At 70.2% G+C, this 23,534-nt stretch carries 26 protein-coding genes and 1 tRNA gene; 17 read left to right on the forward strand and 10 right to left on the reverse strand.

Annotated elements, in window-relative coordinates; translation table 11 throughout:
- Positions 1–5: 5 nt before the first annotated feature.
- Positions 6–2,621 carry an ATP-dependent DNA ligase gene (locus P0L94_03220; protein WES65091.1) on the reverse strand — a complete coding sequence of 872 codons (2,616 nt, stop codon included), beginning with the start codon at positions 2,619–2,621 and terminating at the stop codon, positions 6–8.
- 143 nt (positions 2,622–2,764) lie between these two features.
- Between P0L94_03220 and P0L94_03225 the strand changes: the two genes are divergently transcribed.
- From P0L94_03225 to P0L94_03235, 3 genes are all read left to right on the forward strand, one after another.
- Positions 2,765–4,150, forward strand: coding sequence for a TIR domain-containing protein (locus tag P0L94_03225; protein WES65092.1), 1,386 nt, complete (start codon positions 2,765–2,767; stop codon positions 4,148–4,150).
- A 70-nt stretch (positions 4,151–4,220) separates the two neighbouring features.
- Positions 4,221–5,111, forward strand: a complete 891-nt coding sequence (locus P0L94_03230) for a Ku protein (protein WES65093.1) — start codon at positions 4,221–4,223, stop codon at positions 5,109–5,111.
- A gap of 10 nt (positions 5,112–5,121) precedes the next feature.
- The gene (locus P0L94_03235) at positions 5,122–5,496 is read left to right on the forward strand and encodes a VOC family protein (protein WES65094.1); all 375 of its coding nucleotides are present in this window, start codon (positions 5,122–5,124) and stop codon (positions 5,494–5,496) included.
- Between the two features lie 114 nt (positions 5,497–5,610).
- Here P0L94_03235 and P0L94_03240 read toward each other — a convergent pair whose 3' ends face one another.
- Positions 5,611–6,381, reverse strand: coding sequence for a VTT domain-containing protein (locus P0L94_03240; GenBank protein ID WES65095.1), 771 nt, complete (start codon positions 6,379–6,381; stop codon positions 5,611–5,613).
- 60 nt (positions 6,382–6,441) lie between these two features.
- A tRNA-Leu gene (locus P0L94_03245) sits at positions 6,442–6,523 on the reverse strand.
- Positions 6,524–6,775: 252 nt separating this feature from the next.
- Here P0L94_03245 and P0L94_03250 point away from each other — a divergent pair.
- On the forward strand, positions 6,776–8,302 hold the full coding sequence (locus P0L94_03250) for a M28 family peptidase (protein WES65096.1): 1,527 nt from the start codon (positions 6,776–6,778) through the stop codon (positions 8,300–8,302).
- Between the two features lie 102 nt (positions 8,303–8,404).
- Here P0L94_03250 and P0L94_03255 read toward each other — a convergent pair whose 3' ends face one another.
- Together P0L94_03255 and P0L94_03260 are read right to left on the reverse strand one after the other, a co-directional pair.
- Positions 8,405–9,235 carry a hypothetical protein gene (locus P0L94_03255; protein WES65097.1) on the reverse strand — a complete coding sequence of 277 codons (831 nt, stop codon included), beginning with the start codon at positions 9,233–9,235 and terminating at the stop codon, positions 8,405–8,407.
- Between the two features lie 274 nt (positions 9,236–9,509).
- On the reverse strand, positions 9,510–9,770 hold the full coding sequence (locus P0L94_03260) for a PLDc N-terminal domain-containing protein (protein ID WES65098.1): 261 nt from the start codon (positions 9,768–9,770) through the stop codon (positions 9,510–9,512).
- Positions 9,771–9,871: 101 nt separating this feature from the next.
- Between P0L94_03260 and P0L94_03265 the strand changes: the two genes are divergently transcribed.
- The 8 genes from P0L94_03265 (at position 9,872) to P0L94_03300 (ending at position 14,776) form a co-directional block, all read left to right on the forward strand.
- Positions 9,872–11,032, forward strand: a complete 1,161-nt coding sequence (locus tag P0L94_03265; GenBank protein WES65099.1) for an ATPase, T2SS/T4P/T4SS family — start codon at positions 9,872–9,874, stop codon at positions 11,030–11,032.
- Entirely contained in the window at positions 11,029–11,886 is an 858-nt protein-coding gene (locus P0L94_03270) for a type II secretion system F family protein (protein WES65100.1), read from the forward strand. The genes P0L94_03265 and P0L94_03270 overlap by 4 nt, the downstream gene beginning before the upstream one ends.
- A complete protein-coding gene (locus P0L94_03275; GenBank protein ID WES65101.1) occupies positions 11,883–12,818 on the forward strand; it encodes a type II secretion system F family protein in 936 nt (311 codons plus the stop codon). Before P0L94_03270 ends, P0L94_03275 begins: the two co-directional genes overlap by 4 nt.
- A gap of 22 nt (positions 12,819–12,840) precedes the next feature.
- Entirely contained in the window at positions 12,841–13,050 is a 210-nt protein-coding gene (locus tag P0L94_03280) for a hypothetical protein (protein ID WES65102.1), read from the forward strand.
- Positions 13,051–13,053: 3 nt separating this feature from the next.
- The gene (locus P0L94_03285) at positions 13,054–13,464 is read left to right on the forward strand and encodes a TadE/TadG family type IV pilus assembly protein (protein ID WES65103.1); all 411 of its coding nucleotides are present in this window, start codon (positions 13,054–13,056) and stop codon (positions 13,462–13,464) included.
- On the forward strand, positions 13,439–13,900 hold the full coding sequence (locus tag P0L94_03290; GenBank protein ID WES65104.1) for a hypothetical protein: 462 nt from the start codon (positions 13,439–13,441) through the stop codon (positions 13,898–13,900). The genes P0L94_03285 and P0L94_03290 overlap by 26 nt, the downstream gene beginning before the upstream one ends.
- A 47-nt stretch (positions 13,901–13,947) precedes the next feature.
- Positions 13,948–14,328 (forward strand): pilus assembly protein TadG-related protein, encoded by a 381-nt coding sequence (locus tag P0L94_03295; protein ID WES65105.1) that lies wholly within the window; start codon positions 13,948–13,950, stop codon positions 14,326–14,328.
- Positions 14,329–14,434: 106 nt separating this feature from the next.
- On the forward strand, positions 14,435–14,776 hold the full coding sequence (locus tag P0L94_03300; protein WES65106.1) for a hypothetical protein: 342 nt from the start codon (positions 14,435–14,437) through the stop codon (positions 14,774–14,776).
- Here P0L94_03300 and P0L94_03305 read toward each other — a convergent pair.
- Positions 14,758–15,036, reverse strand: a complete 279-nt coding sequence (locus P0L94_03305; GenBank protein WES65107.1) for a DUF2892 domain-containing protein — start codon at positions 15,034–15,036, stop codon at positions 14,758–14,760. The two genes, P0L94_03300 and P0L94_03305, sit on opposite strands and share 19 nt — an antisense overlap.
- The gene (gene trxA / locus P0L94_03310) at positions 15,033–15,425 is read right to left on the reverse strand and encodes a thioredoxin (protein ID WES65108.1); all 393 of its coding nucleotides are present in this window, start codon (positions 15,423–15,425) and stop codon (positions 15,033–15,035) included. Before trxA ends, P0L94_03305 begins: the two co-directional genes overlap by 4 nt.
- 67 nt (positions 15,426–15,492) lie before the next feature.
- Here trxA and P0L94_03315 point away from each other — a divergent pair, with 67 nt between their 5' ends.
- Positions 15,493–15,861, forward strand: coding sequence for a rhodanese-like domain-containing protein (locus P0L94_03315; protein WES65109.1), 369 nt, complete (start codon positions 15,493–15,495; stop codon positions 15,859–15,861).
- Here the strand turns inward: P0L94_03315 and P0L94_03320 are convergent.
- Entirely contained in the window at positions 15,851–16,582 is a 732-nt protein-coding gene (locus tag P0L94_03320; protein WES65110.1) for a response regulator transcription factor, read from the reverse strand. The two genes, P0L94_03315 and P0L94_03320, sit on opposite strands and share 11 nt — an antisense overlap.
- A 226-nt stretch (positions 16,583–16,808) precedes the next feature.
- On the opposite strand from P0L94_03320, the gene P0L94_03325 reads away from it, so the two are divergent.
- Positions 16,809–18,638, forward strand: a complete 1,830-nt coding sequence (locus P0L94_03325; protein WES65111.1) for a hypothetical protein — start codon at positions 16,809–16,811, stop codon at positions 18,636–18,638.
- Between the two features lie 79 nt (positions 18,639–18,717).
- Here the strand turns inward: P0L94_03325 and P0L94_03330 are convergent, their stop codons facing one another.
- Positions 18,718–19,053, reverse strand: coding sequence for a hypothetical protein (locus P0L94_03330; protein WES65112.1), 336 nt, complete (start codon positions 19,051–19,053; stop codon positions 18,718–18,720).
- The gene (locus tag P0L94_03335; protein WES65113.1) at positions 19,050–20,348 is read right to left on the reverse strand and encodes an MFS transporter; all 1,299 of its coding nucleotides are present in this window, start codon (positions 20,346–20,348) and stop codon (positions 19,050–19,052) included. The genes P0L94_03330 and P0L94_03335 overlap by 4 nt, the downstream gene beginning before the upstream one ends.
- A gap of 26 nt (positions 20,349–20,374) precedes the next feature.
- On the opposite strand from P0L94_03335, the gene prfB reads away from it, so the two are divergent.
- The 3 genes from prfB to ftsX all read left to right on the forward strand — a co-directional run bounded on the left by prfB (position 20,375) and on the right by ftsX (position 23,505).
- On the forward strand, positions 20,375–21,487 hold the full coding sequence (prfB, locus tag P0L94_03340) for a peptide chain release factor 2 (protein ID WES65114.1): 1,113 nt from the start codon (positions 20,375–20,377) through the stop codon (positions 21,485–21,487).
- Between the two features lie 69 nt (positions 21,488–21,556).
- The gene (gene ftsE, locus P0L94_03345) at positions 21,557–22,594 is read left to right on the forward strand and encodes a cell division ATP-binding protein FtsE (GenBank protein WES65115.1); all 1,038 of its coding nucleotides are present in this window, start codon (positions 21,557–21,559) and stop codon (positions 22,592–22,594) included.
- A complete protein-coding gene (gene ftsX, locus P0L94_03350; GenBank protein WES65116.1) occupies positions 22,591–23,505 on the forward strand; it encodes a permease-like cell division protein FtsX in 915 nt (304 codons plus the stop codon). The genes ftsE and ftsX overlap by 4 nt, the downstream gene beginning before the upstream one ends.
- The last annotated feature ends 29 nt before the right edge of the window (positions 23,506–23,534 follow it).

The following is a 23,534-nucleotide window of genomic DNA, read 5'->3' on the forward strand; positions in this document are numbered from 1 at the left end:
GGCCGTCATGGCTCCCGTCGGACGTCGGCCGGCGACTTGTCCGTGCGGAGGCCGCGCCAGCGTGCCTGGCGAAGGATCCCACCCGGGGTGAACTCGGCGAACTCCACCTCGCCGACGGTCTCGGGCCGCACCCACAGCGCATCCGATGCGTCGGCTGCGGGCACGTCGGTGAACGGCTGATCGTCCGTGCGGAGCGGCATGAGGAGCGTCTCGAGGCGCGCGAGCGTCGCATCGCTGAAACCGGAGCCCACGCGGCCGGCGTAGCGCAGTCCGTCCGGTGACGGGATGCCCACCAGCAGCGAGCCGATCGACCCGGTGCGCCCGCCCCTGCCGGGGCGGATGCCGCCGATCACGACCTCCTGCGTGCGGGTCAGCTTGACCTTGAGCCAGCGGTCGGAGCGTTCGCCGCGGCGGTAGGTCGAGGCCGGGTCCTTCACGACGATGCCCTCGAGCCCGAAGCGCTCGCTCATCGCCAGGGCCTCGTCGGTGTCATCGAACACCGGCGGCACGTCGATCGGGCCCTCGGACGCCGCGGCGACCGCTTCGAGCAGCTCACGGCGCTGCGCGAGCGGGAGCGGCGCCGCATCCCGCCCGTCGAGGGCGAGGAGGTCGAACAGGTGGTAGCGCACCGGGGTGCGCGGCGCCTCTCGCCGGATCTCTTCGGGGCGCGACAGGTTCATGCGGTTCTGCAGCAGCGGGAAGCTGGGGCGGCCGCGCTCGTCGAGCGCCACGATCTCGCCGTCGACGACGGCAGGGGTCGAGCCCCAGCCCGGGTCGTGCTCGGTGAGCTCGGGGTACTTGGCGGTGATGTCGCTGCCGCTGCGGGCCCGCAGGCGGAGCCGCTTGCCGTCCCATATGCCGACCGCGCGCACGCCGTCCCACTTGACCTCGGCCCACGCGTGACCGCCGCGCTCGCCCCACCGCCGGGCCGTCGCGCGCGCGATGCCCGGCGTCGCCGCTGTGGCGAGCATGGGCCGAAGCTCGGACGGCGGGGGCGGCATCGTGCCGGCGGTGTCCGCGCTCCCGGGCTGAGGGAGGGCCGCCGGGGGGACGTCGATTCCCGTGCCGGCGTCGGGCCGCGAGTCTCGGCGCTCCGCGGACGATCGGGTCGACGATGCCTCCGCCGCCTGCGCGGGGGAGACGTGGAACCCGTCGTGCTCATCCGCCTGCTCGCTCGCGGCGACGGTGTCGCCCTCGGGCTGCGGGCGGCCGGCGGCATCCGTCTTCATGCGATGGAGCAGCCACGTCGACTTCTCGCCGGCGCCGTCGGTGCGGATCAGGACCAGCCGCACGCGGCCGAGAGGCCCGCCGGGCCGTCCCTCGAGCGTGAAGATGATCTCGTCGTCGCGCCATTTCTCGAGGTCGTATCGCCCGTCGTCCCAGATCGTCATCGTGCCCGCGCCGTACTGCCCGCGCGGGATGGTGCCCTCGAACTCGGCGTACTCCATCGGGTGATCCTCGGTCTGCACGGCGAGGTTGTTGCGCGCCGTGGAGGACGGGATGCCGCGCGGCACCGCCCAGCTGACCATGACGCCGTCCCGCTCGAGCCTCAGGTCCCAGTGCAGGCGCGAGGCGTGGTGCTCCTGGATCACGAAGCGCGGTCTGTCGCCGACCGACGTCGTCGCGCCCAGGGCGTTCACCGGTACGGGCTCGGGCGTGCGCGCCCCATCGCGTTTGGCGATGTAGGCCGCGAGCGGTCCGTGCGGCGCGTCCCGCGCCCCGGCATGGAAGCCCAGCCGTGCGAGCGGGTCCCCGATCGACGCGAGACGCTCGAGGACCTCGTCGAAGAGCAGATGGCGAAGCCCGGGATCGGCCAGCTCGTCCCACGTCCGGGGGGCGGCGACCCACGGCTGCGCCCGCCCGCGCAGCGAGTACGGGGCGATGGTCGTCTTGGCGGCGTTGTTCTGGCTCCAGTCGATGAAGACCTTGCCTGGCCGTTCGGACCTGGCCATCTGGCTGACGGTGAGATCCGGGTGATCGGCCTCGATGGCCCGGGCGAGCTCGCGGGCGACCAGGGAGACCTCGTCAGCGGTCTGCGATCCCGGAAGCGCCGCATACAGGTGGATGCCCTTGCTGCCGCTGGTCACCGGCAGCGGCTCCAGCCCCATGCCCTGCAGGATCTCGCGGGCCCAGCGGGCGACCTCGGCGCACTCGGCGAGGCCCGTGCCCGGGCCCGGGTCGAGATCGAGCACGAGCCGGTCGGGACGCCCCGGAGTCCCGTCGGCAGTGAAACGCCACTGCGGAACATGCAGCTCGAGGCTCGCCACCTGGGCGAGGTAGACGAGCGTGGGCGCATCGCCGACGAGCGGGTACTCCTTGGTGCCGGTCGAGTGGGGGATCGGCATCCGCCTCACCCATGACGGGGCGCCCGCCTCGAGATCCTTGGCGAAGAAGGACGGCGCCTCGACCCCGTCCGGCCAGCGCTTGCGTGTGACCGGACGCCCGATCAGGTGCGGGATCATCGCGGACGCGGCACGCGTGACGTAGTCGATGACCTCGCCCTTGGTCGTCCCGGTCTGCGGGTACAGCACCTTGTCGAGGTTCGTCAGGCGCAGCCGACGACCGTCGATGCGCACGGTCTGGGGACCGGGCGCGGCCGGCGGCCGCGAATCCTGGGTCATGGGCCCATCCTCGCGCGACACGCGCCGGGCTGCCACGATGCGCTCGGGCGCGTCGGTGCCGCGTGGCCCGGTGACGCCGCCCGGCGGATCGGCTAGGCTCACGGCCATCCGAAGAGGCATGAAGCGGATTGCCGGGAGATGCGATGTCGCTGTTCATCTCGTACTCGAGCGTCGATACGGCGGCCGTGGGCGCGCTCGAGCGCAACCTCGAGTCGTTCGGCAAGAGCGTGTGGCGCGACGACGAGATCCTCGGCGGCGAAGTCTGGTGGGCGGCGATCCTCGAGCAGATCCGCGGGTGCGAGGTCTTCGTCTTCGCGCTGTCGCCGAACTCGCTCGAATCCGACCCGTGCCAGTACGAGTACGAGTACGCGCGCGCCCTGGGGCTGCCGATCCTTCCGGTCGAGATCGGCGACGTGCCGCCCGCGGAGCGACGCAACCACGCCATCTACCGCGAGCAGCTCATCGACTACCGCAACCCGACGGCCGAGACGGCGATCCAGCTGGTGCGGGCGATCAGCGAGCTCGAAGGCACGCGACGGCCGCTGCCGGACCCGCTTCCCGAGGCGCCGCCGATCCCGTACGAGTACCTGCTGCGCCTGAGCGCGGTCATCCGCGCGAAGGAGCCGATCCCGTATGCCGAGCAGCGCGACCTGATCCGCCAGTTCCGTGAGGCGCTGGATCGCGAGCGGAACGAGTCGGTGCGCGAGAGCGCGTTCAGCCTGCTGCGGGCGCTCGGCGACCGACCCGAGACCAGTCGCAGCGTCACCGCCGAGATCGAGGAGCTCATCGCGAAGGCCGCTACCGCACCGACGTCCCGCGACGCTGCGGTGACGCCGCCGTCCGCGCCGGTGATCGTGCCGACACCGACCGAGCCGCCGGTGCGCCGCGAGCCGAACCCGACGTCGCCGCCGACCAAGGCCCCGGCCGGGACCGCCGCGCGGAAGCCGCCCGTCGCGGCGGCGCCGACGGCTGCGGGGTCGAGGACCGGAGACGCCTCAGCCGCCGGAGCCACGACGGCACCGCATACGCCGACGACACCGCATCCGACGTCGCCGCCGGCGTCGGGCTCGCGGACCTCGCCGCCGCCGTCGGGCGCACCGACCTCGCCGCCGCCGTCCGGCTCGCGGAGCACGCCGCCCGGATGGTTCGCCGACCCCCGCGGCCCGGCCGGTCAGAAGCGCTACTGGGATGGCACGCATTGGACCGAGCACACGCATGCCGACGCGCCGACGGGCCCGCCGCCGGGCACCGCGGCGTCAGCGCATCCGGCATCGCCGCCGGTGCGCCCGGCGACGGCGCAGCCCGCGAAGAAGTCCGACAGCAACCTGTGGTCGGTGCTCGGGATCGTGTTCGGCGCGATCACCCTCATCCCGATCATCGGCTGGGTGACGTGGGTCGCGGCGCTCGCGTTCGCGATCGTCGCCGGGGTCCGCAAGGAGCGCCTGTGGGTGGTGTCGCTGGTCGTCGCGATCCTCGGCTGCATCCTCGGGTTCGTCATCCTCATGGTGATCGCCTACGCCGCGCCGTAGCGGCGCCACCCGTCGGCGACCGCCCAAGAGACGGTAGCCGCGACGGGTGTGACGGGTGTGTACTGGTGTGGTGAGAGCGATCTGGAAGGGTGCGCTGACGTTCGGGCTCGTGAACGTCCCGGTCAAGGTGTACTCCGCGACCGAGGACCACGACGTGCCCCTGCATCAGGTGCACAACGCCGACGGCGGCCGCATCCGCTACCAGCGCATCTGCGAGATCGACGGCGAGGTCGTCCCGTACGCCGACATCGACCGCGCGTACGACGACGGCGAGCGCACGGTGATCCTCACGAAGGAGGACTTCGCGTCGCTGCCGGCCGAGCGCAGTCGCGAGATCGACGTCGTGCAGTTCGTGCCGAGCGAGCAGGTGGATCTGCTGACGCTCGACAAGCCGTACTACCTCGAACCCGATTCGCAGTCGCCCAAGGCGTACGTGCTGCTGCGCAAGACGCTCGAGCAGACCGACCGCACCGCGATCGTGCGCTTCTCGCTGCGGCAGAAGACGCGGCTGGCGGCTCTCCGGGTGCGCGGAGACGTCCTCGTACTCCAGACGCTGCTGTGGGGCGACGAGGTCCGCGAGGCGGCATTCCCGTCGCTGGACGAGCCGGTGAAGATCTCGGCGAAGGAGCTGGAGCTGTCGGCGTCGCTGGTCGAGAGCTTCTCGGGCGACTTCGACGCGTCCGAGTACTCCGATGAGTACCAGGACGAGCTGCGCACGCTGATCGAGGCGAAGCTCGACAAGGGTGACGCGCTCGACACCTCCGAGACGTTCGGTGAGCGCGGTGAGGAGGAGTCCGGCGGCGAGGTCATCGACCTGATGGCGGCGCTGCGGGCCAGCGTCGAGCGTTCGCGTGCGGCACGCGAGGGTGGGGCGGGCGACCAAGCGGCCGAGCCCCGGGGCGACGACGCCGCGCCGGAGCCCGAGAAGCCGAAGAAGAAGAAGTCCGCCAAGGCGTCCTGACGGGGGAGACATGGAACTCGGAGCGTTCTCGATCAGCCTCGCGGTGCGGGACCTGGAGGCGTCCCGGGAGTTCTACGAGAAGCTCGGCTTCACCGCCTTCGCAGGCGATGCCGCCCAGAATTGGCTCATGATGCGCGCCGGCGACGCGGTCGTCGGGCTGTTCCAGGGCATGTTCGAGGGGAACATCCTCACTTTCAACCCCGGGTGGGATGCACGCGGACGGGATCTGCCGGGTTCCTTCGACGATGTGCGCGCGATTCAGGCGCGCCTGCTGTCGCAGGGCCTCGAGCCGATCGAGCCGATCGACGAGAGCGCGACCGGCCCGGGCCACATCACGCTGATCGATCCCGACGGCAACAGCATCCTCATCGATCAGCATCGCTGATCCTGCTCGCGCCTGCGTCGGGCGCACCGCGACAGGAGATCTCACGGATGCAGGAGATTCGGCGTCGCCGTTCCTGTTCCGGCGGGATCTCCTGTGCCGATGTGCCGGCCGGGGTCAGCCCATCTCGTCGTCGCCGCCGCGACCGGACTCGGGGGCGTCCTCGAACACCCGACCCGGCGAGGCGGGGGGCGCGTCGGGCTCCGGCTCGTGTCCGGCGCTCTGCTCCTGCGCGATCTTGCGCTTCTCGGCGAAGTAGTGCCACGCGACGAACACGGCCGTGCCGCCGACCGCGACCAGCAGGATGAGGTCGATGTACTCACGCACGAACCAGGCCACGGGCGGGATGAACCCGATGAGGTAGCCGAACATCGTCAGGCCGAAGCCCCACAGCACCGCGCCGATGAGGTTGTAGAGCGTGTACTTGCCCTTGTGCATGTGCCCGACGCCCGCGGCGACGGGGGCGAAGGTGCGCACGATGGGTACGAACCGCGCCAGGATGATCGTCAGCCCGCCGTACCGCTCGAAGAACGCGTTCGTGCGCTCGACGTTGCGCCGGCTGAACAGGCCCGACTCCTTGCGCTCGAACACCGCCGGCCCGCCCTTGTGCCCGATGAGGTAGCCGACCTCGCCTCCGAGGAACGCCGACACCCCGATGAGCAGCGCCACCCACCACACGTTGATGCCGAACACCCCCTGGGGGGCGAACGGCTGCGCGTGCGAGAGGAGTCCGGCGATGATGAGCAGGGTGTCGCCGGGGAGGAGGAAGCCGACGAGCAGGCCGGTCTCCGCGAACACGATGAAGCACACGACCACCAGCGCCCAGGGTCCGGCGGCCGCGATGATCGTCTCGGGGTCGAGCCAGGGGATGAGCGCTATGGGCTGCAAGGCGGGATTCCCGTCGGTGGCATGGTTTCGGCTGGGCCGGTCGCGGCCTGGGCCGCAACGTGCGGAAGGTGGGACTTGAACCCACACGCCCGAAGGCACAGGAACCTAAATCCTGCGTGTCTGCCGATTTCACCACTCCCGCGAGTCCGACTCAGTCTACTGACGCGCGAGGACGGTATCTCCGGGGAGTCCTCCGGATCTGCTGGGGGTGATCCGAGGCGACCTCCTGCAGACCTCGACGACCGGGAGGCGACGATCGAGCCTGATTCTGCCCGTGCTGGACCCATTCGCGCAAGGGTCTGGTCGGGGTATACGGACGCCACTACTGTCAGCCGCAACCGGCGAGCCCCCGAACCCCGGGGTGCTCCTCATCCGCCCGACGAAGGGACGCACTGTGAACGACCGATCCAGAGTCCGAATCCGAGCAGGTGCATTCGCGGCCACCGCCGCGGTGTGCGCCTCGTTCGCCCTGGCCGCGCCTGCGCAGGCCGCTGTCGCGATCGACACCGAGGAGCTGCGCGACGCCGTCACGCTCGACGGCGTCCGCGCGCACCAGGCGGCATTCCAGGCGATCGCCGACGCCAACGGCGGCACCCGCCAGGCGGGGACCCCGGGCCACGCCGACTCGGTCGAGTACGTTCAGACGGTGCTGGAGGATGCCGGCTACGCGACGACGATCCAGCCGTTCACGTACGATCGCGAGACCCTCGTCAGCTCCGTCTTCGAGCAGCTCAGCCCGGCGCCGACGTCCTACGCCCTCTTCGACGAGTACTACCCGATGGAGAGCAACGCCGCCGTCGTCGATGCCTCGCTCGCGGGCGTCGACCTCGCTCTCGGCGACCCGACCCTCTCCACCAGCGGATGCGAGGCGGAGGACTTCGACGGGTTTCCCTCCGGCGACATCGCTCTGATCCAGCGCGGCGCCTGCTCCTTCGAACAGAAGACGATCAATGCGATGGATGCCGGTGCGAGCGGTGTCATCATCTTCAACCAGGGCGATGCCCCCACGGAGGACCGCTCCGGCATGTTCTACGGCACACTCGGAGACACGTTCGCGGGCATCCCCGTGGTGAGCACGACCTTCGACATCGGCGCCTCGCTCGCGGCCGCCACCACCACGGTGCGCCTGGGCGTCGAGATGACCATCGACCCGGTCGAGACGATGAACCTGCTCGCCGATTCGCCCACCGGCCGTGCCGACCGCACGGTGGTCGTGGGCGGTCACCTCGACTCGGTCGGCGAGGGCCCCGGCATCAACGACAACGGCTCGGGCACCGCGGCCATTCTCGAGACCGCGGTTCAGATGGCGGACATGGACCTCGAGAACCGCGTGCGCTTCGCGTTCTGGAGCGGCGAGGAGGACGGCCTGCTCGGCTCGTCGTACTACGTGGCGAACCTGTCGAAGTCCGAGCTCAAGCAGATCGCCCTGAACCTCAACTTCGACATGGTGGGCTCGCCGAACGCGGTGAACTTCGTCTACGACGGCGACGGCAGCGCGTTCGGGTTCACGGGCCCGAACGGCTCGAACGTGATCGAGGACGTCTTCCTGGACTACTTCGACGAGCAGGGCGTTCCGACCGAGGCGACGGCTTTCGACGGCCGCAGCGACTACCTCGGCTTCATCGACGCCGGAATTCCCGCCGGCGGGCTGTTCACCGGAGCCGAGGGCATCAAGTCCGAGGAGCAGGCGGCGCTGTTCGGCGGTGTCGCGGGGGAGCAGTACGACCCGTGCTACCACCTGGCGTGCGACACGTACGACAACAACAGCGACGACACGCTCGACCTCATGTCTGACGCCATCGCCCACGCGACCCTGACGTTCGCCGAGACGACCTCGGCCGTCAACGGCACCGGCAAGGGCAAGGCGAACGGCCACGACAAGCTCGACGCCGAGTTCCGCGGCAGCAGCGCGGTGCGCTGACCCCGCATCCGGCAAGGGGGCCCCGCGCCAGTTCACAGCGCGGGGCCCCCTTCACGTCGGCTCCGGAGGTGTCCGCCTCGGTGAAGCGGTCGAACGCCGGGCTCAGCGCTCGAAGAGGTACGTGTCAGACAAGTCACCCGGCCCCAGCGCGCCGGTGTACTGCTGATCGGGCTGCCCGTCGACGCGGATGACGACCTCGAACGATGCGGGTTCCACATCGACGACGCCATGGTCGTAGTGGTGCACGACGACCTCGTACTCGCCGTCCGGCGCCTCGCCGTCCGGCCAGTAGACGTTCTCGACGTGCTGCCCCGGGCCGGCGCAGCCCTCGAAGCACGCATCGACGTCCAGTTCTCCGCCGCTGGCCGAACTCAGATTCTCGAAGGAGATGTGCTCGCCCGACGGGTCGATCACGTGCAGATCGAGGTCGGCCGGCGACGTCCACTCGAGCGTCACCTGCACGTCGCCGGTTCCCAGCGCGGGCCCGCTCGGCTGCGTGACCGCCCAGCCGATCCCGGCGACCGCGCCGACCGCGACGACGCCCCCGATGATCACCGGTGCCGAGACGATGGCCAGTCCGCTCGAGCCGACGGCGAGAGTCTGACCCGACGCTCCCGTCACCGACACCGCCACCTGCGGGCTCTGCCCGAACTCGGCGCCGACCGGCAGATCGAGCGTCACCGACTGGTTCCCCGAGCCAACGCCCAGCGAGAGGCTCGGATCCTGGACGACCACGGTCTGGCCGTCGATCTTGACGTCGAAGCCGACGTCGAGCGAAACCGGCCCGCGATTGACGAGGTCGAACGTCACGTGCGCTCCGTTCTCATCCACGGTGACCCGCGGTCGCCCCACGAACTTGACGACGGCGCGCCCCTTCCTGCGCTCATGCTGCTGCTTCGCACCCGACTGGGTGGTGGTTGTGTTCTCGCTCATGACGTCACCTCGCTGTCCGGTCACCAAGCCGCCGGTCGCGACCTGTGACGGAGAAGAGCGGGGCCGTGCGGCGCGTGATACGTGACGCGGACCAGCGCGTGGGTTGAACACCGGCGCCGGCCGCCGCGTGCGTGGTCAGCGGCCTGACCAAAGCGGGGAGACCGCGTGGACGGCCTACACGGCACGGCGACCACCGCGCAGGCCTCCGGTCAGGGCCGTCGAGTGCGGCCCGGCTGGGCGCTGCGGACGGTCGCCAATCGCGCGACCGGGCGGATCAGCGGCGGATGCCGAACATGAAGTAGCTGGTCGGACCCACCCAGTTCATCAGGATCACCGGGATCCACACCGGCTTCGGGCCCTTCACGTCCTCGGCGGGACGGTTGTAGAGGTCCCAGAACGCCAGGAACATGTAGGCGAACTGCAGGATCGCGAACGGGATCGACAGGATGCTCGCCGCGACGCTCTTCTGCTTCTTCTTGGTCTTCGTCCCGGCCTGCTCTTCGGGGCTCGGCTGCTGCTCGTCCACGTCGGTCATCGCGGCTCCTTCCGCCTCCGCCCATCCTGCCCCAGTCGCGCGCGTTCGTCACCTGTGGATAAGTCCGTCGGCCTCCGAAGCGATCTTGCGAGGATCATCGCGTGAGCCTCGCCGCCGTTCCCGCCGCCGCCGATCCGGTGCGCGCGATCGTCGAGCGCGTGCGCGATCGTCTGCGCGCCGAGCGTGCCGATCCGACGAGTGATCCGGAACTGGCGGCGCACATGGCGCGCAGCGAGGTTCGGCGGCACAACGACTTCGCCCTGGCACGCGGAGCCGCGACCATCGACGACGAGGCCGCCTGCATCCGCGAGGTGCTCGCCGCGCTCGGCGGCTACGGGCCGCTCCAGGTGTATCTGGACGACCCGAGTGTCGAAGAGCTGTGGATCAACGCCCCGGACCGCATCTTCGTCGCGCGAGACGGGATCCCCGAGCGCGTTCCGCTGTCGCTGACCGAGTCTGCGGTCCGGGACCTGGTGGAGCGGATGCTGCACGCCACCGGCCGCCGCGTCGACATGAGCCAGCCGTTCGTCGACGCCTCGCTGCCGGACGGGAGCCGCCTGCACGTGGTGATCCCCGACATCACGCGCCGCCACTGGGCCGTGAACGTCCGCAAGTTCCTGCCCGCGTACCGGGACCTCGACAGGCTCGTCGAGGCGGGCTCGCTGACGCCCGCGGTCGCGCAGCTGCTCGCGAACGCGATGGCGGACGGGCGCAGCATCCTGGTCTCAGGAGCCACTCACGCGGGCAAGACCACACTGCTCGCCGCCTTGATCGCCTCATGCCCGCCCGAGCAGCGGATCGTCACGGTCGAGGAGACGTTCGAGCTCGCCGTGCGCGCACCCGATCTGGTGGCTCTGCAGGGGCGCCAGCCGAGCTTGGAGGGGACGGGGGAGGTGACGCTGCGCCGACTCGTCAAGGAGGCGCTGCGCATGCGACCCGATCGCCTCGTCGTCGGCGAAGTGCGCGATGCCGAGGCCCTGGACCTCCTCCTCGCCCTCAACACCGGGGTGCCCGGCGCTGCCACCGTCCACGCCAACTCGGCGCGCGAGGCGCTCGGGAAGCTCGCGGCGCTGCCGCTCCTGGCGGGCCGCAACATCGACGCCGGCTTCGTGCTGCCCGCGGTCGCGGCGTCCGTGGACCTCGTCGTCCACTGCGAGCGCCGTGGAGACGGTAGGAGGCGCGTCGCTGAGATCGTCGAGCCTCAGGGGGTCGTGGACTCCGCCGTGACTGCACGCACGCTGTACCGCGCGGAGGCGGCATGACGCTGGTCTGGGGAGCTGTGCTGGGCGCCGGGCTGCTGCTCGCCGTCTCACCGTGGCTATGGCCCCGACGGGCGCCGGGGGAGCGGCCTGTCCGGAACAGAGCGCTCGCGACGATGCTCGCCGAGGCCGGCCTGGCAGGCGCGCAGCCGAACTCCCTGCTGATGTCGGCGATCGGCGCGGGCGCCGTGGCAGCCCTCGCCGCGTGGCTCGTGATCGGGATCCCGGTTCTCGTCGTCATCGCGGCCGTGTCTGCGGCGACATCGCCGTTCGTCTGGCTGCGTGCCCGGGCCTCTCGTCTGCGGCGCACGAGACGCACGCTGTGGCCGGATGTCTGCGACCTCCTGATCGGCTCTGTTCGAGCGGGAATGTCATTGCCCGATGCCGTCGCGGCGCTCGCCGACTCAGCGCCGGACTCGCTGCGCCCGGCCTTCCGCGCCTTCCGCAGCGATCTCGCAGCCTCCGGGCACTTCGACTCCGCCGTCCGCATGCTCAAGCAGCGCCTGGCCGATCCGACCGCCGACCGCATCATCGAGACACTGCGGATGGCCCGCCAGGTGGGCGGCACCGAACTCACCACGGTGCTGCGTGCCCTGTCGGATTCGGTGCGCGCCGATGCCGTCCTGCGGGGCGACGTGGAATCGCGGCAGTCCTGGACGCGAGCGGCGGCGGTGCTCGGAGTGAGTGCGCCCTGGGTGATCCTCATCCTGCTGTCGCTGCGACCCGAAGGAGCGCGCGCCTACGCGAGCCCCGAAGGCATCGTCCTTGTGCTGAGCGGTGCGGTCGTGTCGGTGGTCGCCTACCGGCTGATGCTGCGCATGGGGCGGCTTCCCGAGCCGCGGAGGTGCTTCGGATGAATCCGGTGATCGACGCGTGGCTCGCGTCGGTGGTCCTGGGGGCGGCTCTGGCTTCGGGCATCGTGCTCGTCGTGTCGCGCGTGCCACGGTGGGGAGCGCCGTCGCTGTCCCGCCGGATCGCACCCTACATCCGGGACGTCACGGATCCGCACGGCACCGGCATCGACCAGGCCGTCGGGTTCGGCGGCGTCGACGTGCGCGCCACGGTGCGCGCCGTGCTGACGCGGGCCGGCGGGATGCTGTCGGGATCGCATGCCGTGGCGCGGCGCCTGCGACAGGCCGGAAGCGTTCTGGAGCCCGCGCAGTTCCGTGCCCGGCAGATCGGGTGGGGCCTTGCCGGATTCATCTCGGGCGGTCTCCTGACGGTCCTGTTCGCCCTCATCGGGGCGGTGGCTCCCGCGGTGTGGGTGCTGCCGGCCCTCGGCGCCGCAGGTGGCGTGTTCCTGTGCGACATGCGTCTCGCCCGGGCTGCGTCGGAGCGCGTGAACCGCATCGAAGAGGAGCTGCCCACGGTGCTGGAGTTCCTGGCACTGTGCCTGTCGGCCGGCGAGGGGATCCTCGACGCCCTGCGGCGCGTGAGCGCGGTCGGCTCCGGCGCGCTCACGGACGAGCTGCGCGGACTCGTCGTGGATGTCGGCACGGGCATTCCGCTGCCGAGCGCGCTCCGCCGGCTGGCCGCGGACCTCGAGGTCCCTGCACTCTCACGCGCGACCGAGCAGCTGGTGTCGGCGCTGGAGCGCGGAGCGCCGCTCGCTCAGGTGCTCCACAGCCATGCCGCCGACGCGCGGGAAGGCGCGAAGCAGGCGCTCATCGAGCGTGCCGGCCGCAAGGAGATCTGGATGCTCCTGCCTCTGGTCTTCGCGATTCTGCCGCTGAGCGTGCTGTTCGCGATCTACCCCGGGATCTTCATGCTCCGCCTCGGCCTCGGATGATCCACACACAAAAGGAGAACGGATGCGGCTGACACGTGAACGCCCGCGACGGGCACGGGAGCGCTGGCGGAGGTCCCTGCGCGATCTGACGGACGATGAGCGCGGCGACGTTCCGGGCTGGGTGCTGATCACGCTCATGACCGCGGGACTCGTCGTCGTGATCTGGGCACTGGCGGGCCCGGCCCTCGCGACACTGTTCGAGCAGGCGATCAGTCGCGTGTCGGGATTCTGAGCGGTGCGCGCGCCGTGCCTGCGGTGGACGCGCGAGATCGGTGACGACCGCGGGTCGAGCCCCGTCGAGTTCGTGCTGGTGGGGCTCATGCTGACCGTCCTCACGCTCGGAGTCCTGCAGCTCGGTCTCGCGATCTACGTCCGCAACATCGTGCACGATGCCGCGGTCGAGGGCGCGTTCCACGGCGCGCTCGCCGACACCACCCCACAGGAGGGCGCCGAGCGGACGCGGGAGATCATCGCGAGGACGGTCGGCGCCGCGTACGCCGCGGACGTGTCGGCGCAGACCGCGGTGGACGCTCGAGGCGCGTTCGTCGTGGTGATCGTGCGTGCGCCGCTGCCGGTGGCGGGACTGCTGGGGGCGCCCCGTGCGATGGAGGTGACGGCTCATGCGCCGCAAGAGTCGCTCGACTGATACCGCCCGCGACCGCGGGTCCGCGCCGATCGAGTTCATCTTCGCGGGGCTGGTGATGCTCGTCCCGCTGGTGTACCTGATGGTCACCCTCGGCGCGATCCAGGGACAGGCGCTCGGGGTGGAGACCGGGGCGCGACACATGGCGCGCGCGATCGCGACGTCGGCGGATGCGGATGACGCGCGTGCGCGGGCGGCTGCCGTGCTCGGCGCGGTGGCGCGGGAGTACGGCATCGATGCCGAGCACGTCGTCGTCGAGATGGACTGCCGACCGGCGGCGGCCGTGTGCCCGTCCGCGGGCAGGACGCTCGTGGTGACCGTCACGGGACGTGTGATGCTCCCGCTGGTGCCGCCCGTGCTCGGCCTGGAACGGCTCGCATCGATCCCTGTCGAGGCGACCGCCGTGCAGACGGTCTCGCGTTTCTGGGGACGCCCGTGATCGCCGCGCGCCGAGCGCCGGCCGGGCACGATGACGTCGGGAGCACCATGATCCTCACGATCGGCTATGCGATGCTCGCGCTCGCCGTGATCCTGGTCTGCGTCGATGCGACGAGCCTGTATCTGGCGCAGCGCCGTCTGGATGCGATTGCGGATGCGGCGGCGCTCGCCGCAGCGGATGCCTTCACGCTGACGGTCGAGAACGGCGCACCGGTGGCGCGTCTCGAGGCCGACGACGTCAAGGTGCACGCGGGCGCTCTGGTGCAAGCGGCGGATCCGTCGGCGTCGCTGGTGCGCGCGAGCACGCCGGACGGCGTGTCCGCACGCGTGACGGTGGCGGGGGTGTGGCGTCCGCCGATCCTGACCATCGTCGTCCCGGACGGCGTCGCGCTCGAGGCCACGGCGACGAGCCGCACAGCACTGCGGTGATGCCGGGTCGGCGGGCGGGGGGCCGATGTATCGGGGGAGCGCGCTCGGTCTCCTCCCTGGTGAGAGGGCCCGAACGGGTCTCTCGAGATCAGATCATCGGAGCATCATGGGCATCACGGATCTCGCCGGGCTGGCAGCGACCTTGCTGTTCGCGGCCAGTCACATGCCGATGCTCGTCAAGGCCATGCGCACGCGCGACGTGCACTCGTACAGCCTGGGCAACCTCGTGCTGGTCAACGTCGGGAACGCGACCTACACGCTGTACGTGCTGAGCCTGCCGATGGGGCCGATCTGGATCCTGCACATGTTCTATCTCGTGACCGCGGCGATCATGCTCACGCTGTTCCTGCGCGCGGGGGAGCGCAAGCGCCGGCGTGAGGCCGGTGCCGACCGCCGGCCGGAGCCGCGATCCGAATCCGAAGTGACGGACTACGCGTCGATGTGCTGACGCGCCTCGGGGATGCCGAGCGAGTTCTGCTCGGGTTCGGGCTCGCGCGTGAACGTCGGCATCGACGGGCACCATCCGGTGATCGCCACGACGACGAAGTAGGCCGCCACCGCGCCCGCCGGAACGGCGATGATCAGGTTGTCGCCGAAGCTGAACGCGAGGGCGACCATGAAGACCGCCAGCACTGCGCGCACGACGCGCTCGCCGGGTGTCACCGCGCACACGCGGAGCCACCGTCGGCGAGAGCGCGGCGCGGTCACGCCTGTGCGGCCTCGGTCTGCGCCTGCTCGGCCTTGGCGGCCTCGACCTGCGCGCGAACCTCGTTCATGTCGAGGCCCTTCACGGCGTCGATGACCTGCTGCAGCTGCGGGGCCGCGAGGGCGCCGGGCTGCGCGAAGACGAGGATGCCCTCGCGGAAGGCCATGAGGGTCGGGATGCTGGTGATGCGGAAGCCGCCGGCCAGCTGCTGCTCGGCCTCGGTGTCGACCTTGCCGAAGACGATGTCGGGGTGCTCCTCGGACGCCTTCTCGAAGACGGGAGCGAACATGCGGCACGGACCGCACCACGCAGCCCAGAAGTCGAGGAGGACGATGTCGCTGTCCTCGATGGTCTGCGTGATGTTCTCCATGGTGATCTCACGTGTGCTCATGGGTAGAGTCTAGCGCAAGATACCCCTGGGGGTATAATCGAGTCGCAATCACCGAAAGGAATCACCCATGCGCTTTCGTCGCGCCGTGACGTTCACCGTCGCGCTCGCCGCCGCTGCGGCCGCTCTGACCGCCTGTTCCAGCTCGCCCTCGATCGAGGTGACGGACGAGACCGTCGTGATCGACGTCCGCACGCCGGGCGAGTACGCCTCGGGTCACCTCGAGGGCGCCGTCAACGTCAACCTGCAGTCGCCGACGTTCCAGGAGGACATCCTGGAGTACTCGCTCGACGGCGAGTACGTCGTCTACTGCCAGTCGGGCAACCGCTCGTCGCAGGCGGTGTCCTACATGGACCAGGCCGGGTTCGAAGACGTGACGGATGCCGGTGGCGTCTCGAACGCGTCCAAGGCGACCGGTCTCGACATCGTCACCGACTAGTCGTCCGGGGTGCCGGTCGACGAGCCGGCACTCCGTCACCGCCTGACGCGCCGGCCGGGCGCGACGGCATGGGCCGCGACACGCGTGACGGCTCCCGATGCGTCGCCTTCTCGGGCTCGACGCCACCGACCTCGCCCGCGCGCACGGCGAGGGCGACCGCCTCGACGCGCGAGTGGACGCCCAGCTTCTGCAGCAGCGACTGGATGTGTGCGCCGACGGTCTTGATGCTGATGCCGAGAGCCGAGGCGACCTGCTTCTGAGTGAGTCCTTCCGAGGTGAGGGCGAGGATCTCCCGCTCCCGCGCGGTCAGCGACGCAAGGCGCAGCAGATCGGGCGTCGCGACCTCCGTCGTGTGGACGCGGTCCATCAGCCGCCGGACACGTGCCAGGAACTCCTCGGAATCCATCGTCTCGGCGGCGTAGTCGTCGGCACCGAGCAGCAGTCCGGCGACGACGTCGGCGGGCATCGTGCGATTCGCCGAGACGAGCACGACCGGCACCTCCTGGCTGTAGTGGTCGCGCAGGTCGCGCAGCAGGCTGCATCCGCCGTGCTCCACCTCGAGCACCGCGACCACCGGGGGAGAGGGAGGCATGTTCCGCACGGCATCGCTGCAGTCCGCCCACGCCGAGATCGGCAACTCCAGACGGCGCAGCAGGTCTAGGTAGTCGTTCCTGATGTGGTCTCCGGCGACCAGCAGGACATAAAGGTCATCGGTCTCCACGGGTCCTCCCCGCTGAGGCGCGCGGGTTCTGAAACGCCCTAGGGAGGTTCTCCCATTTCCCAGGGGAGAGACCCGATGGTCGCTTCGTCGCGCCACTTCTAGCGTATGCCTCGACCTGTGCAAGAGGAAGGGGCACACCATGTACGACCACGCCTCCCCGGAGTGTCCTCCGGAGGAGAAGCCTCGCAGGAGGAATGTCCCGCGAATAGCCGCGGTATCGGCTCTCGTGCTGGCGGCCGCCGCGCTGACGGCGCCGACCGCTGCGGCCGACGACGGTCCGTACACGATCGACGGGATCGTGCCGGACGACGCGAACTTCGCCGTTCTCGACGACCTGTACGGCAACGTCAAGGAGCTCGGCCCGCTCAACAACAACACCACCAAGGTCATCTACATCCACGACGATGCCCCGCCGACCCTCAACGAGACCAACCCCAACGCGCAGGTCGACCTGCGTCGCGCGTGGCTCGACACCGACCAGGACACCGACGGCGACGACTGGCTCTATTTCGCGTGGGAGCGCGACAAGAACACCGGCAGCGGATTCATCGCCTACGAATTCATGCAGGACCCGGTGCCGGCGGCGTGCGACTACGACACGGCGACCATCGAGGAGCTCGAGGCGAGCTGCAACCCGTGGGCGAACCGCCAGGCCGACGACTTCATGATCCTGTGGGACCAGCAGGGCGGCAGCCTGGATCTGTTCCTGAGGATCTGGGAGGACGACGGGGCTGGTGGGCTCATCCTCGGCGCCGCGACGCAGCTGGACGCCACTGTCTCGGCGGCGGCGTACAGCGCCGACGGATTCTTCGGCGAGGCCGCGGTGAATCTGACCGACACCATCTTCGGCGGTTCGACTGCGTGCCTGTCGTTCGCGAACACCATCCCCAGCACGGTGACGGGCAACTCCGACACGGCTGACTACAAGGACACCATCCTGCAGACGGCACCCCCGATCAGCAACTGCACGTCGACGACGGTGACGACGCCCAAGAAGGGCGACGGCAGCGCCATCACCGGCGCGCTCTCGATCGGTTCCGGCGTGGTCGAGGTGAAGGACTCGGCGGTGGTCGACATCCAGGGCGGCACATCCACCCCGGCCGGCTCGGTCGCGTTCTACCTCTGCAAGCTGGATGCTCCGGACCTCTGCACCAGCGGCGGGACGAGCGTCGGCTCGACGGGCCTGAGCGGCGGGTCCTACCCCGACACCGTTCTCTCACCGAGCGCCTACGTGACCTCGGCGGGCCGGTACTGCTGGCGCGCCGTGTTCAGCGGGGACTCGGCGAACGGGATCCCGGGATCCAGCGACTCGTCGGCGTCCGAGTGCTTCACGGTGAGCCCGGTGACACCGAGCCTGAGCACCACTGCGAGCAGTGATGTCCTTCTCGGCAACACCGTGAGCGACACCGCGTCGATCAGTGGCCTGGCGACGCAGCCGGCCTCACCCGTGATCAACGACGACGGCACCGCCGGTGCGGCAGCAGGCGGCACCATCACCTTCAAGCTGTACAAGGGCACCTGCGACGCGGGCAACCTCGTGTACACCTCGTCGGCGGTCACGGTCAGCGGCAACGGCGACTACGGCACGCCGGACCCCCAGTACGAGCCGACCTCGGCCGGCACCTACCACTGGGTGGCCGAGTACAGCGGGAACTCGCCGAACAACAACAGCACCGACCACAACACTTCGTGCAACGACTCGAACGAGACCGTTGTGGTCAGCACCGTGCCGTCCACGATGACGACGGCGCAGAGCTGGGTGCCGAACGACACCGCGACGGTCTCGGCCAGCGCGGGCGGTGACCTCGCCGGTTCGGTGACGTTCAAGCTGTTCGACAACAGCACGTGCACAGGCACGGCGATCTACGAAGAGACCGTTGCGGTCTCGGGTGCATCGCCGCAGCAGGTCTCCACGTCGAACACCACGGCCCAGACGGCCAGCGGTTCGTTCTCGTGGGAGACCAGCTACGCCAGCACGAACGCGGCGCAGGATCCCATCAGCGCCACGTGCGTGGAGGTGTCGACTCTGACGATCGACAACGACAACACGGACTGACCTGAGGCGTCAGCCACCCCGAGGACCCCGGCGAGAGCCGGGGTCCTCGGTGCGCTTGCGGACGACGTGGGCCGAGCCCTCACCACCCGAACGTGTTGAGCCACTCCCGGCGGCGCGCGTCCGCGTCCGCCGGCTCACCCGGGTCGAACGTGTCATGCTCCGTCACCGCGCCGCCCGCGTCGAGCTCGACGAACCGATGGCAGACGCCGCACAGCGCGCGACCGTGCGGCCACCCGTCGGCGAGGGGCGCTGCGGGGGCGCCTGACGCTCCCGACCCCGGGCAACGCGCCGGGTCGGCCCCGGCATCCGTCCACATGATCGTGCGGTGACGATGCAGTCCCGCGTGATCAAGAGTCCGGGTGCAGCGCCTGCCCTCATTGCGGCTGCGGCAGAAGCGCACGACGTCCGACGTCACGGTCGGCTCCGCGGCACGAACCGCGGCACGAAGCGCAGGAAGGCCATCGCACCGAGCAGTCCCACCGCGCCGACCGCGCCGGTCGCGATCGACAGCGACGACACGGCGGCGATCGCCGACACCAGCAGCGGGGACGCCGCGCCGCCCGCATCCGTGAGCGTCCGCCACGAGCCGAGGAACGGCGCCGGGTCGTCCTTGGGGGCGACGTCGGCGCCGAGGGTGAGCAGGATGCCGCTCGAGAGCCCGTTGCCGACGCCGAGCACCGCCGCGAACAGCGCGAACCACATCGCGGCGTCCGGCAGATCGTGCGTGAACGCCAGCGCGATGAATCCCGTGCCCATCAGCAGCATCGCCGGCAGCGCCGCCCACAGCCTGCCGAACCGGTCCATGACCTGCCCGCTGGCGTAGAACAGCGCGAAGTCGATGGCTCCCGAGACCCCGACCACGAGGGCGATGGTCTGCGCGTCCAGCCCGATCGACACACCCCACAGCGGCAGCACGACCTGCCGAGCCGAACGAACCGCCGACAGCGACGACGCCGCGAGCCCGAGCCGTGCCAGCACTGACCGGTTGCGCCACATCGTGGGGAAGACCCCGGCGCGCCTGGGTACCGCGATCGACCCGGTGACGGCCTCGCCGGAGTCGTCGGCCACCTGCTCGGCGACCGTCTCGGCGGGGGAGACGCGCGTGACGGCGGGCGCGAACTCCTCCTCGGGGTCGGGCCCCAGCAGCACCAGCAGTACGGTCGCCGCCAGGCACACGCCGAAGAACCAGATGGCCGCGCGCTCATCGCTGAAGACGGCCAGCAGAGCCGCCGCCACGAACGGGCCGACGAACATGCCGAGTCGGAATGAGCCGCCCAGCAGCGACAGCGCTCGCGCGCGGAACGCCAGTGGAACGCGCGTCGTCATGAACGAATGCCGCGCGAGCCCGAACGCGGCAGCGCAGAACCCGATGAGGAACACCGACAGGGCGAACAGACCCAGCACCGGAGCGAACACCATGCCCGCCACGCCGGCGAGCGAGATGGTGCCGGCGGCGGCCATCGTGCGGCGCTCGCCGATGCGCGCGACCGCCCATCCCGCCGGGATGTTGCCCGAGAGCTGTCCGACGACCAGAGCAGATGCCGCCAGCGCCGCTGTCGCCACATCCGCTCCGAGCTGCGCAGCGATGACGGGGATGAGGGGGATGACCGCGCCCTCGCCGAGCGCGAACAGCAGCGTCGGCAGATAGACCATCGGGCCGAACCGCAACAGGACATCCCGTGCTCCGACGGAATCTGCGCGGTCTGACACGTTCAACCACGTTAGTCTGGAGTGTCATGCTCGAGCTCGATCTCTCCGCCGATATCCAGGCCCTCCGCTCCACCTACGCCGACATCCAGGCGGTGGTGGACGTCGACGCGCTCACCGCTGAGATCGCCCGGCTGAGCGACGAGGCCGCCGCCCCCGACCTCTGGGACGACGTCGAGAAGGCGCAGAAGGTCACCAGCGCCCTCAGCCACCGTCAGGCGGAGCTCAAGCGCGTCTCCGACGTCGGCCAGCGCCTCGACGACCTCGAGGTCCTCGTCGAGCTCGCGCAGGAGATGGACGACGAGGACTCCGCCGAAGAGGCCCGCCACGAGCTCGCCGAGCTCGAGGACGTCATCGGCCAACTCGAGGTGCAGACGCTGCTGGACGGCGAGTACGACGAGCGCTCCGCGGTCGTGACGATCCGCTCGGGTGCGGGCGGCGACGACGCCACCGACTTCGCCGAGATGCTGATGCGCATGTACCTGCGCTGGGCCGAGCGCCACAAGTACCCGGTCAAGGTCATGGACACCTCCTACGCCGAGGGCGCGGGCATCAAGTCCGCGACGTTCCAGGTCGACGCCCCGTACGCCTACGGCACGCTGTCGGTCGAAGCCGGCACCCACCGCCTCGCCCGCATCAGCCCGTTCGGGTCCGCCGACAAGCGGCAGACGAGCTTCGCCGCCGTCGAGGTCATCCCGGTGATGGAAGAGGCCGTCGAGGTCGACATCCCCGAGGGCGACATCCGCGTGGACGTGTTCCGCTCGTCGGGGCCCGGCGGTCAGTCGGTCAACACGACGGACTCCGCCGTGCGCATCACGCACCTCCCGACCGGCATCGTGGTCTCGATGCAGAACGAGAAGTCGCAGATCCAGAACCGCGCCGCAGCCATGCGCGTGCTCCAGACCCGCCTCCTGCTGCTGAAGAAGGAAGAAGAGGCCGCGAAGAAGAAGGAGCTCGCCGGCGTCATCACCGCCAGCTGGGGTGACCAGATGCGCTCGTACTTCCTCTACGGCCAGCAGTTGGTCAAGGACCTCCGCACCGGCTACGAGGTCGGCAACCCCGCCACGGTTTTCGACGGCGATCTCGACGGTCTCATCTCGGCCGGCATCCGCTGGCGCAAGCGCAAGGACGACGACGACTGAACCGCGGATGCCCGTGGCGCGGGTGTCGCTCTCGGCGCCGCCCGTGATGGCGCTTAGGCTCGATGCGCCATGATCCGGTTCGAGAACGTCACGAAGCGCTTCCGCGGCACCGCGAACCCGGCGCTGAGCAACGTCGATTTCGAGGTGCTCCGCGGCGAGTTCGTCTTCCTCGTCGGCGCATCCGGCTCGGGAAAGTCCTCGTGCCTGCGGTTGATCCTGCGCGAGGACACGCCGAGCGAAGGCCGTGTCGTCGTCCTGGGCCGCGATCTGCGCACGCTCGCGAGCCGCAAGATCCCCTACTTCCGACGCCACATCGGCGCGGTCTTCCAGGACTTCCGGCTGCTGCCCGACAAGACCGTCTTCCAGAACGTGGCCTTCACGCTGCAGGTGATCGGGTCCTCACGCGGCTTCGTCAAGCAGGCCGTGCCCGAGGTGCTCGCCCTGGTGGGCCTGAACGGCAAGGAGAAGCGCCTGCCGCACGAACTCTCGGGCGGTGAGCAGCAGCGCGTCGCGATCGCGCGCGCCCTGGTCAACCGTCCGCAGGTGCTCCTGGCCGACGAGCCCACGGGCAACCTCGACCCCGCGACGTCGGTGGACATCATGCAGCTGCTGGCGCGGATCAACGCCGGCGGCACGACCGTCGTGATGGCGACCCACGAGAAGGGCTTCGTCGACCAGATGCAGCGCCGCGTCATCGAGCTGCGCGAGGGCGAGCTGATCCGCGACGAGCGGCACGGCGGCTACGGCGACACGTCGCAGCTGCCGAGCCTCGCGCCCCAGCCGCAGCGCGGAGCCGCCGCCGTGGCGGCCCTGAGCGCCGTGCTCGAGGTTCAGCGCGAAGCGGCGCTCGCCGCATCCGGCCGGGCCGCCGAGTCCGACGACGCATCCGCCGCGCCCGCCGCCGGGTCACCGGCTCCGCAGGCCGACGAGCCGCCTCCCGCAGTCGAGGCCGAGCAGACGGATGCCGAGCCTGCCGTGCCGGTCACCGCGAAGACGACCCAGCCGATCCCGGTGGCCGACCGCCCCGAGGTCGAGGTCGAGGAGCTGGGCCTCGCCGACCGCTTGGGACTGGCCGACGACGAGGACGAAGTGGGGCCCACGTCGTGAGGGCGGGGCTGGTCCTGTCCGAGGCGTTCACCGGCCTGCGGCGCAACCTCTCCATGGTGATCTCGGTCGTGCTCGTCACGTTCGTGTCGCTGACGTTCGTGGGCGCCGCGATCCTCATGCAGATGCAGATCGGGACCATGCGCGACTACTGGGTGGACCGCGCGCAGGTCGCCGTCTTCATGTGCACCGACATCTCGCAGGAGCCGACGTGTCTCGACGGCGCCGCGACGCCCGATCAGATCGCCGACGTGCAGGACAGGCTCGATGGGCCGGCGCTGTCTCCGCTCATCCGCGACGTGCGGTTCGAGGACCAGGACCAGGCCTACCAGAACATCATCGATCTGCTCGGCGAGGAATACGCCAGCGTCATCACACCCGAGCAGCTGAATCAGACGTTCTGGATCAATCTCGTCGATCAGCGCCAGTCGGACGTCATCATCGAGGCGTTCACATCGCTCGACGGCGTCGAGGGCGTCGAGGATCAGCTGCAGTACCTCGAGCCGCTGTTCCAGGCCCTGACGGTGGCGACGTACATCGCCGTCGGCATAGCGGTGCTCATGCTGATCGCCGCGGTGCTCCTCATCGCCACCACGATCCGATTGTCGGCCTATGCGCGCCGCCGCGAACTGCGGATCATGCGTCTGGTGGGCGCGTCGAACCCGTTCATCCAGACGCCGTTCATCCTCGAGGGCGTCTTCGCGGCCCTGCTGGGGGCCGCCCTGGCGAGCGGCGCCGTCCTCGCGGGTGTGCAGTTCGGCGTCGAGGGGTACCTGCGCCGCCGCGTCGACTTCGTCACGACCTGGGTGGGGGTGGGGGACGCCTGGATCGTCGTGCCGATCCTGGTCGGCATCGGTGTGGTGCTGGCGGCGTTCTCGGCCGGGTTCGCGATCCGCCGCTGGCTGCGCGAGTAGCGCACCGCGCCGCGTCGGGCGGCATCCGT

Origin of the sequence: Microbacter sp. GSS18 (genome assembly GCA_029319145.1) — a bacterium.
Classification (GTDB): Bacteria; Actinomycetota; Actinomycetes; order Actinomycetales; family Microbacteriaceae; genus Microbacterium.

Coding starts and splice junctions, on each gene's coding strand:
- P0L94_03220 (WES65091.1), bottom strand. CDS start 2,621: ATGACCCAGGATTCGCGGCCGCCGGCCGCGCCCGGTCCCCAGACCGTG.
- P0L94_03225 (WES65092.1), top strand. CDS start 2,765: ATGTCGCTGTTCATCTCGTACTCGAGCGTCGATACGGCGGCCGTGGGC.
- P0L94_03235 (WES65094.1), top strand. CDS start 5,122: ATGGAACTCGGAGCGTTCTCGATCAGCCTCGCGGTGCGGGACCTGGAG.
- P0L94_03255 (WES65097.1), bottom strand. CDS start 9,235: ATGAGCGAGAACACAACCACCACCCAGTCGGGTGCGAAGCAGCAGCAT.
- P0L94_03260 (WES65098.1), bottom strand. CDS start 9,770: ATGACCGACGTGGACGAGCAGCAGCCGAGCCCCGAAGAGCAGGCCGGG.
- P0L94_03270 (WES65100.1), top strand. CDS start 11,029: ATGACGCTGGTCTGGGGAGCTGTGCTGGGCGCCGGGCTGCTGCTCGCC.
- P0L94_03275 (WES65101.1), top strand. CDS start 11,883: ATGAATCCGGTGATCGACGCGTGGCTCGCGTCGGTGGTCCTGGGGGCG.
- P0L94_03280 (WES65102.1), top strand. CDS start 12,841: ATGCGGCTGACACGTGAACGCCCGCGACGGGCACGGGAGCGCTGGCGG.
- P0L94_03290 (WES65104.1), top strand. CDS start 13,439: ATGCGCCGCAAGAGTCGCTCGACTGATACCGCCCGCGACCGCGGGTCC.
- P0L94_03295 (WES65105.1), top strand. CDS start 13,948: ATGATCCTCACGATCGGCTATGCGATGCTCGCGCTCGCCGTGATCCTG.
- P0L94_03300 (WES65106.1), top strand. CDS start 14,435: ATGGGCATCACGGATCTCGCCGGGCTGGCAGCGACCTTGCTGTTCGCG.
- trxA (WES65108.1), bottom strand. CDS start 15,425: ATGAGCACACGTGAGATCACCATGGAGAACATCACGCAGACCATCGAG.
- P0L94_03315 (WES65109.1), top strand. CDS start 15,493: ATGCGCTTTCGTCGCGCCGTGACGTTCACCGTCGCGCTCGCCGCCGCT.
- prfB (WES65114.1), top strand. CDS start 20,375: ATGCTCGAGCTCGATCTCTCCGCCGATATCCAGGCCCTCCGCTCCACC.
- ftsE (WES65115.1), top strand. CDS start 21,557: ATGATCCGGTTCGAGAACGTCACGAAGCGCTTCCGCGGCACCGCGAAC.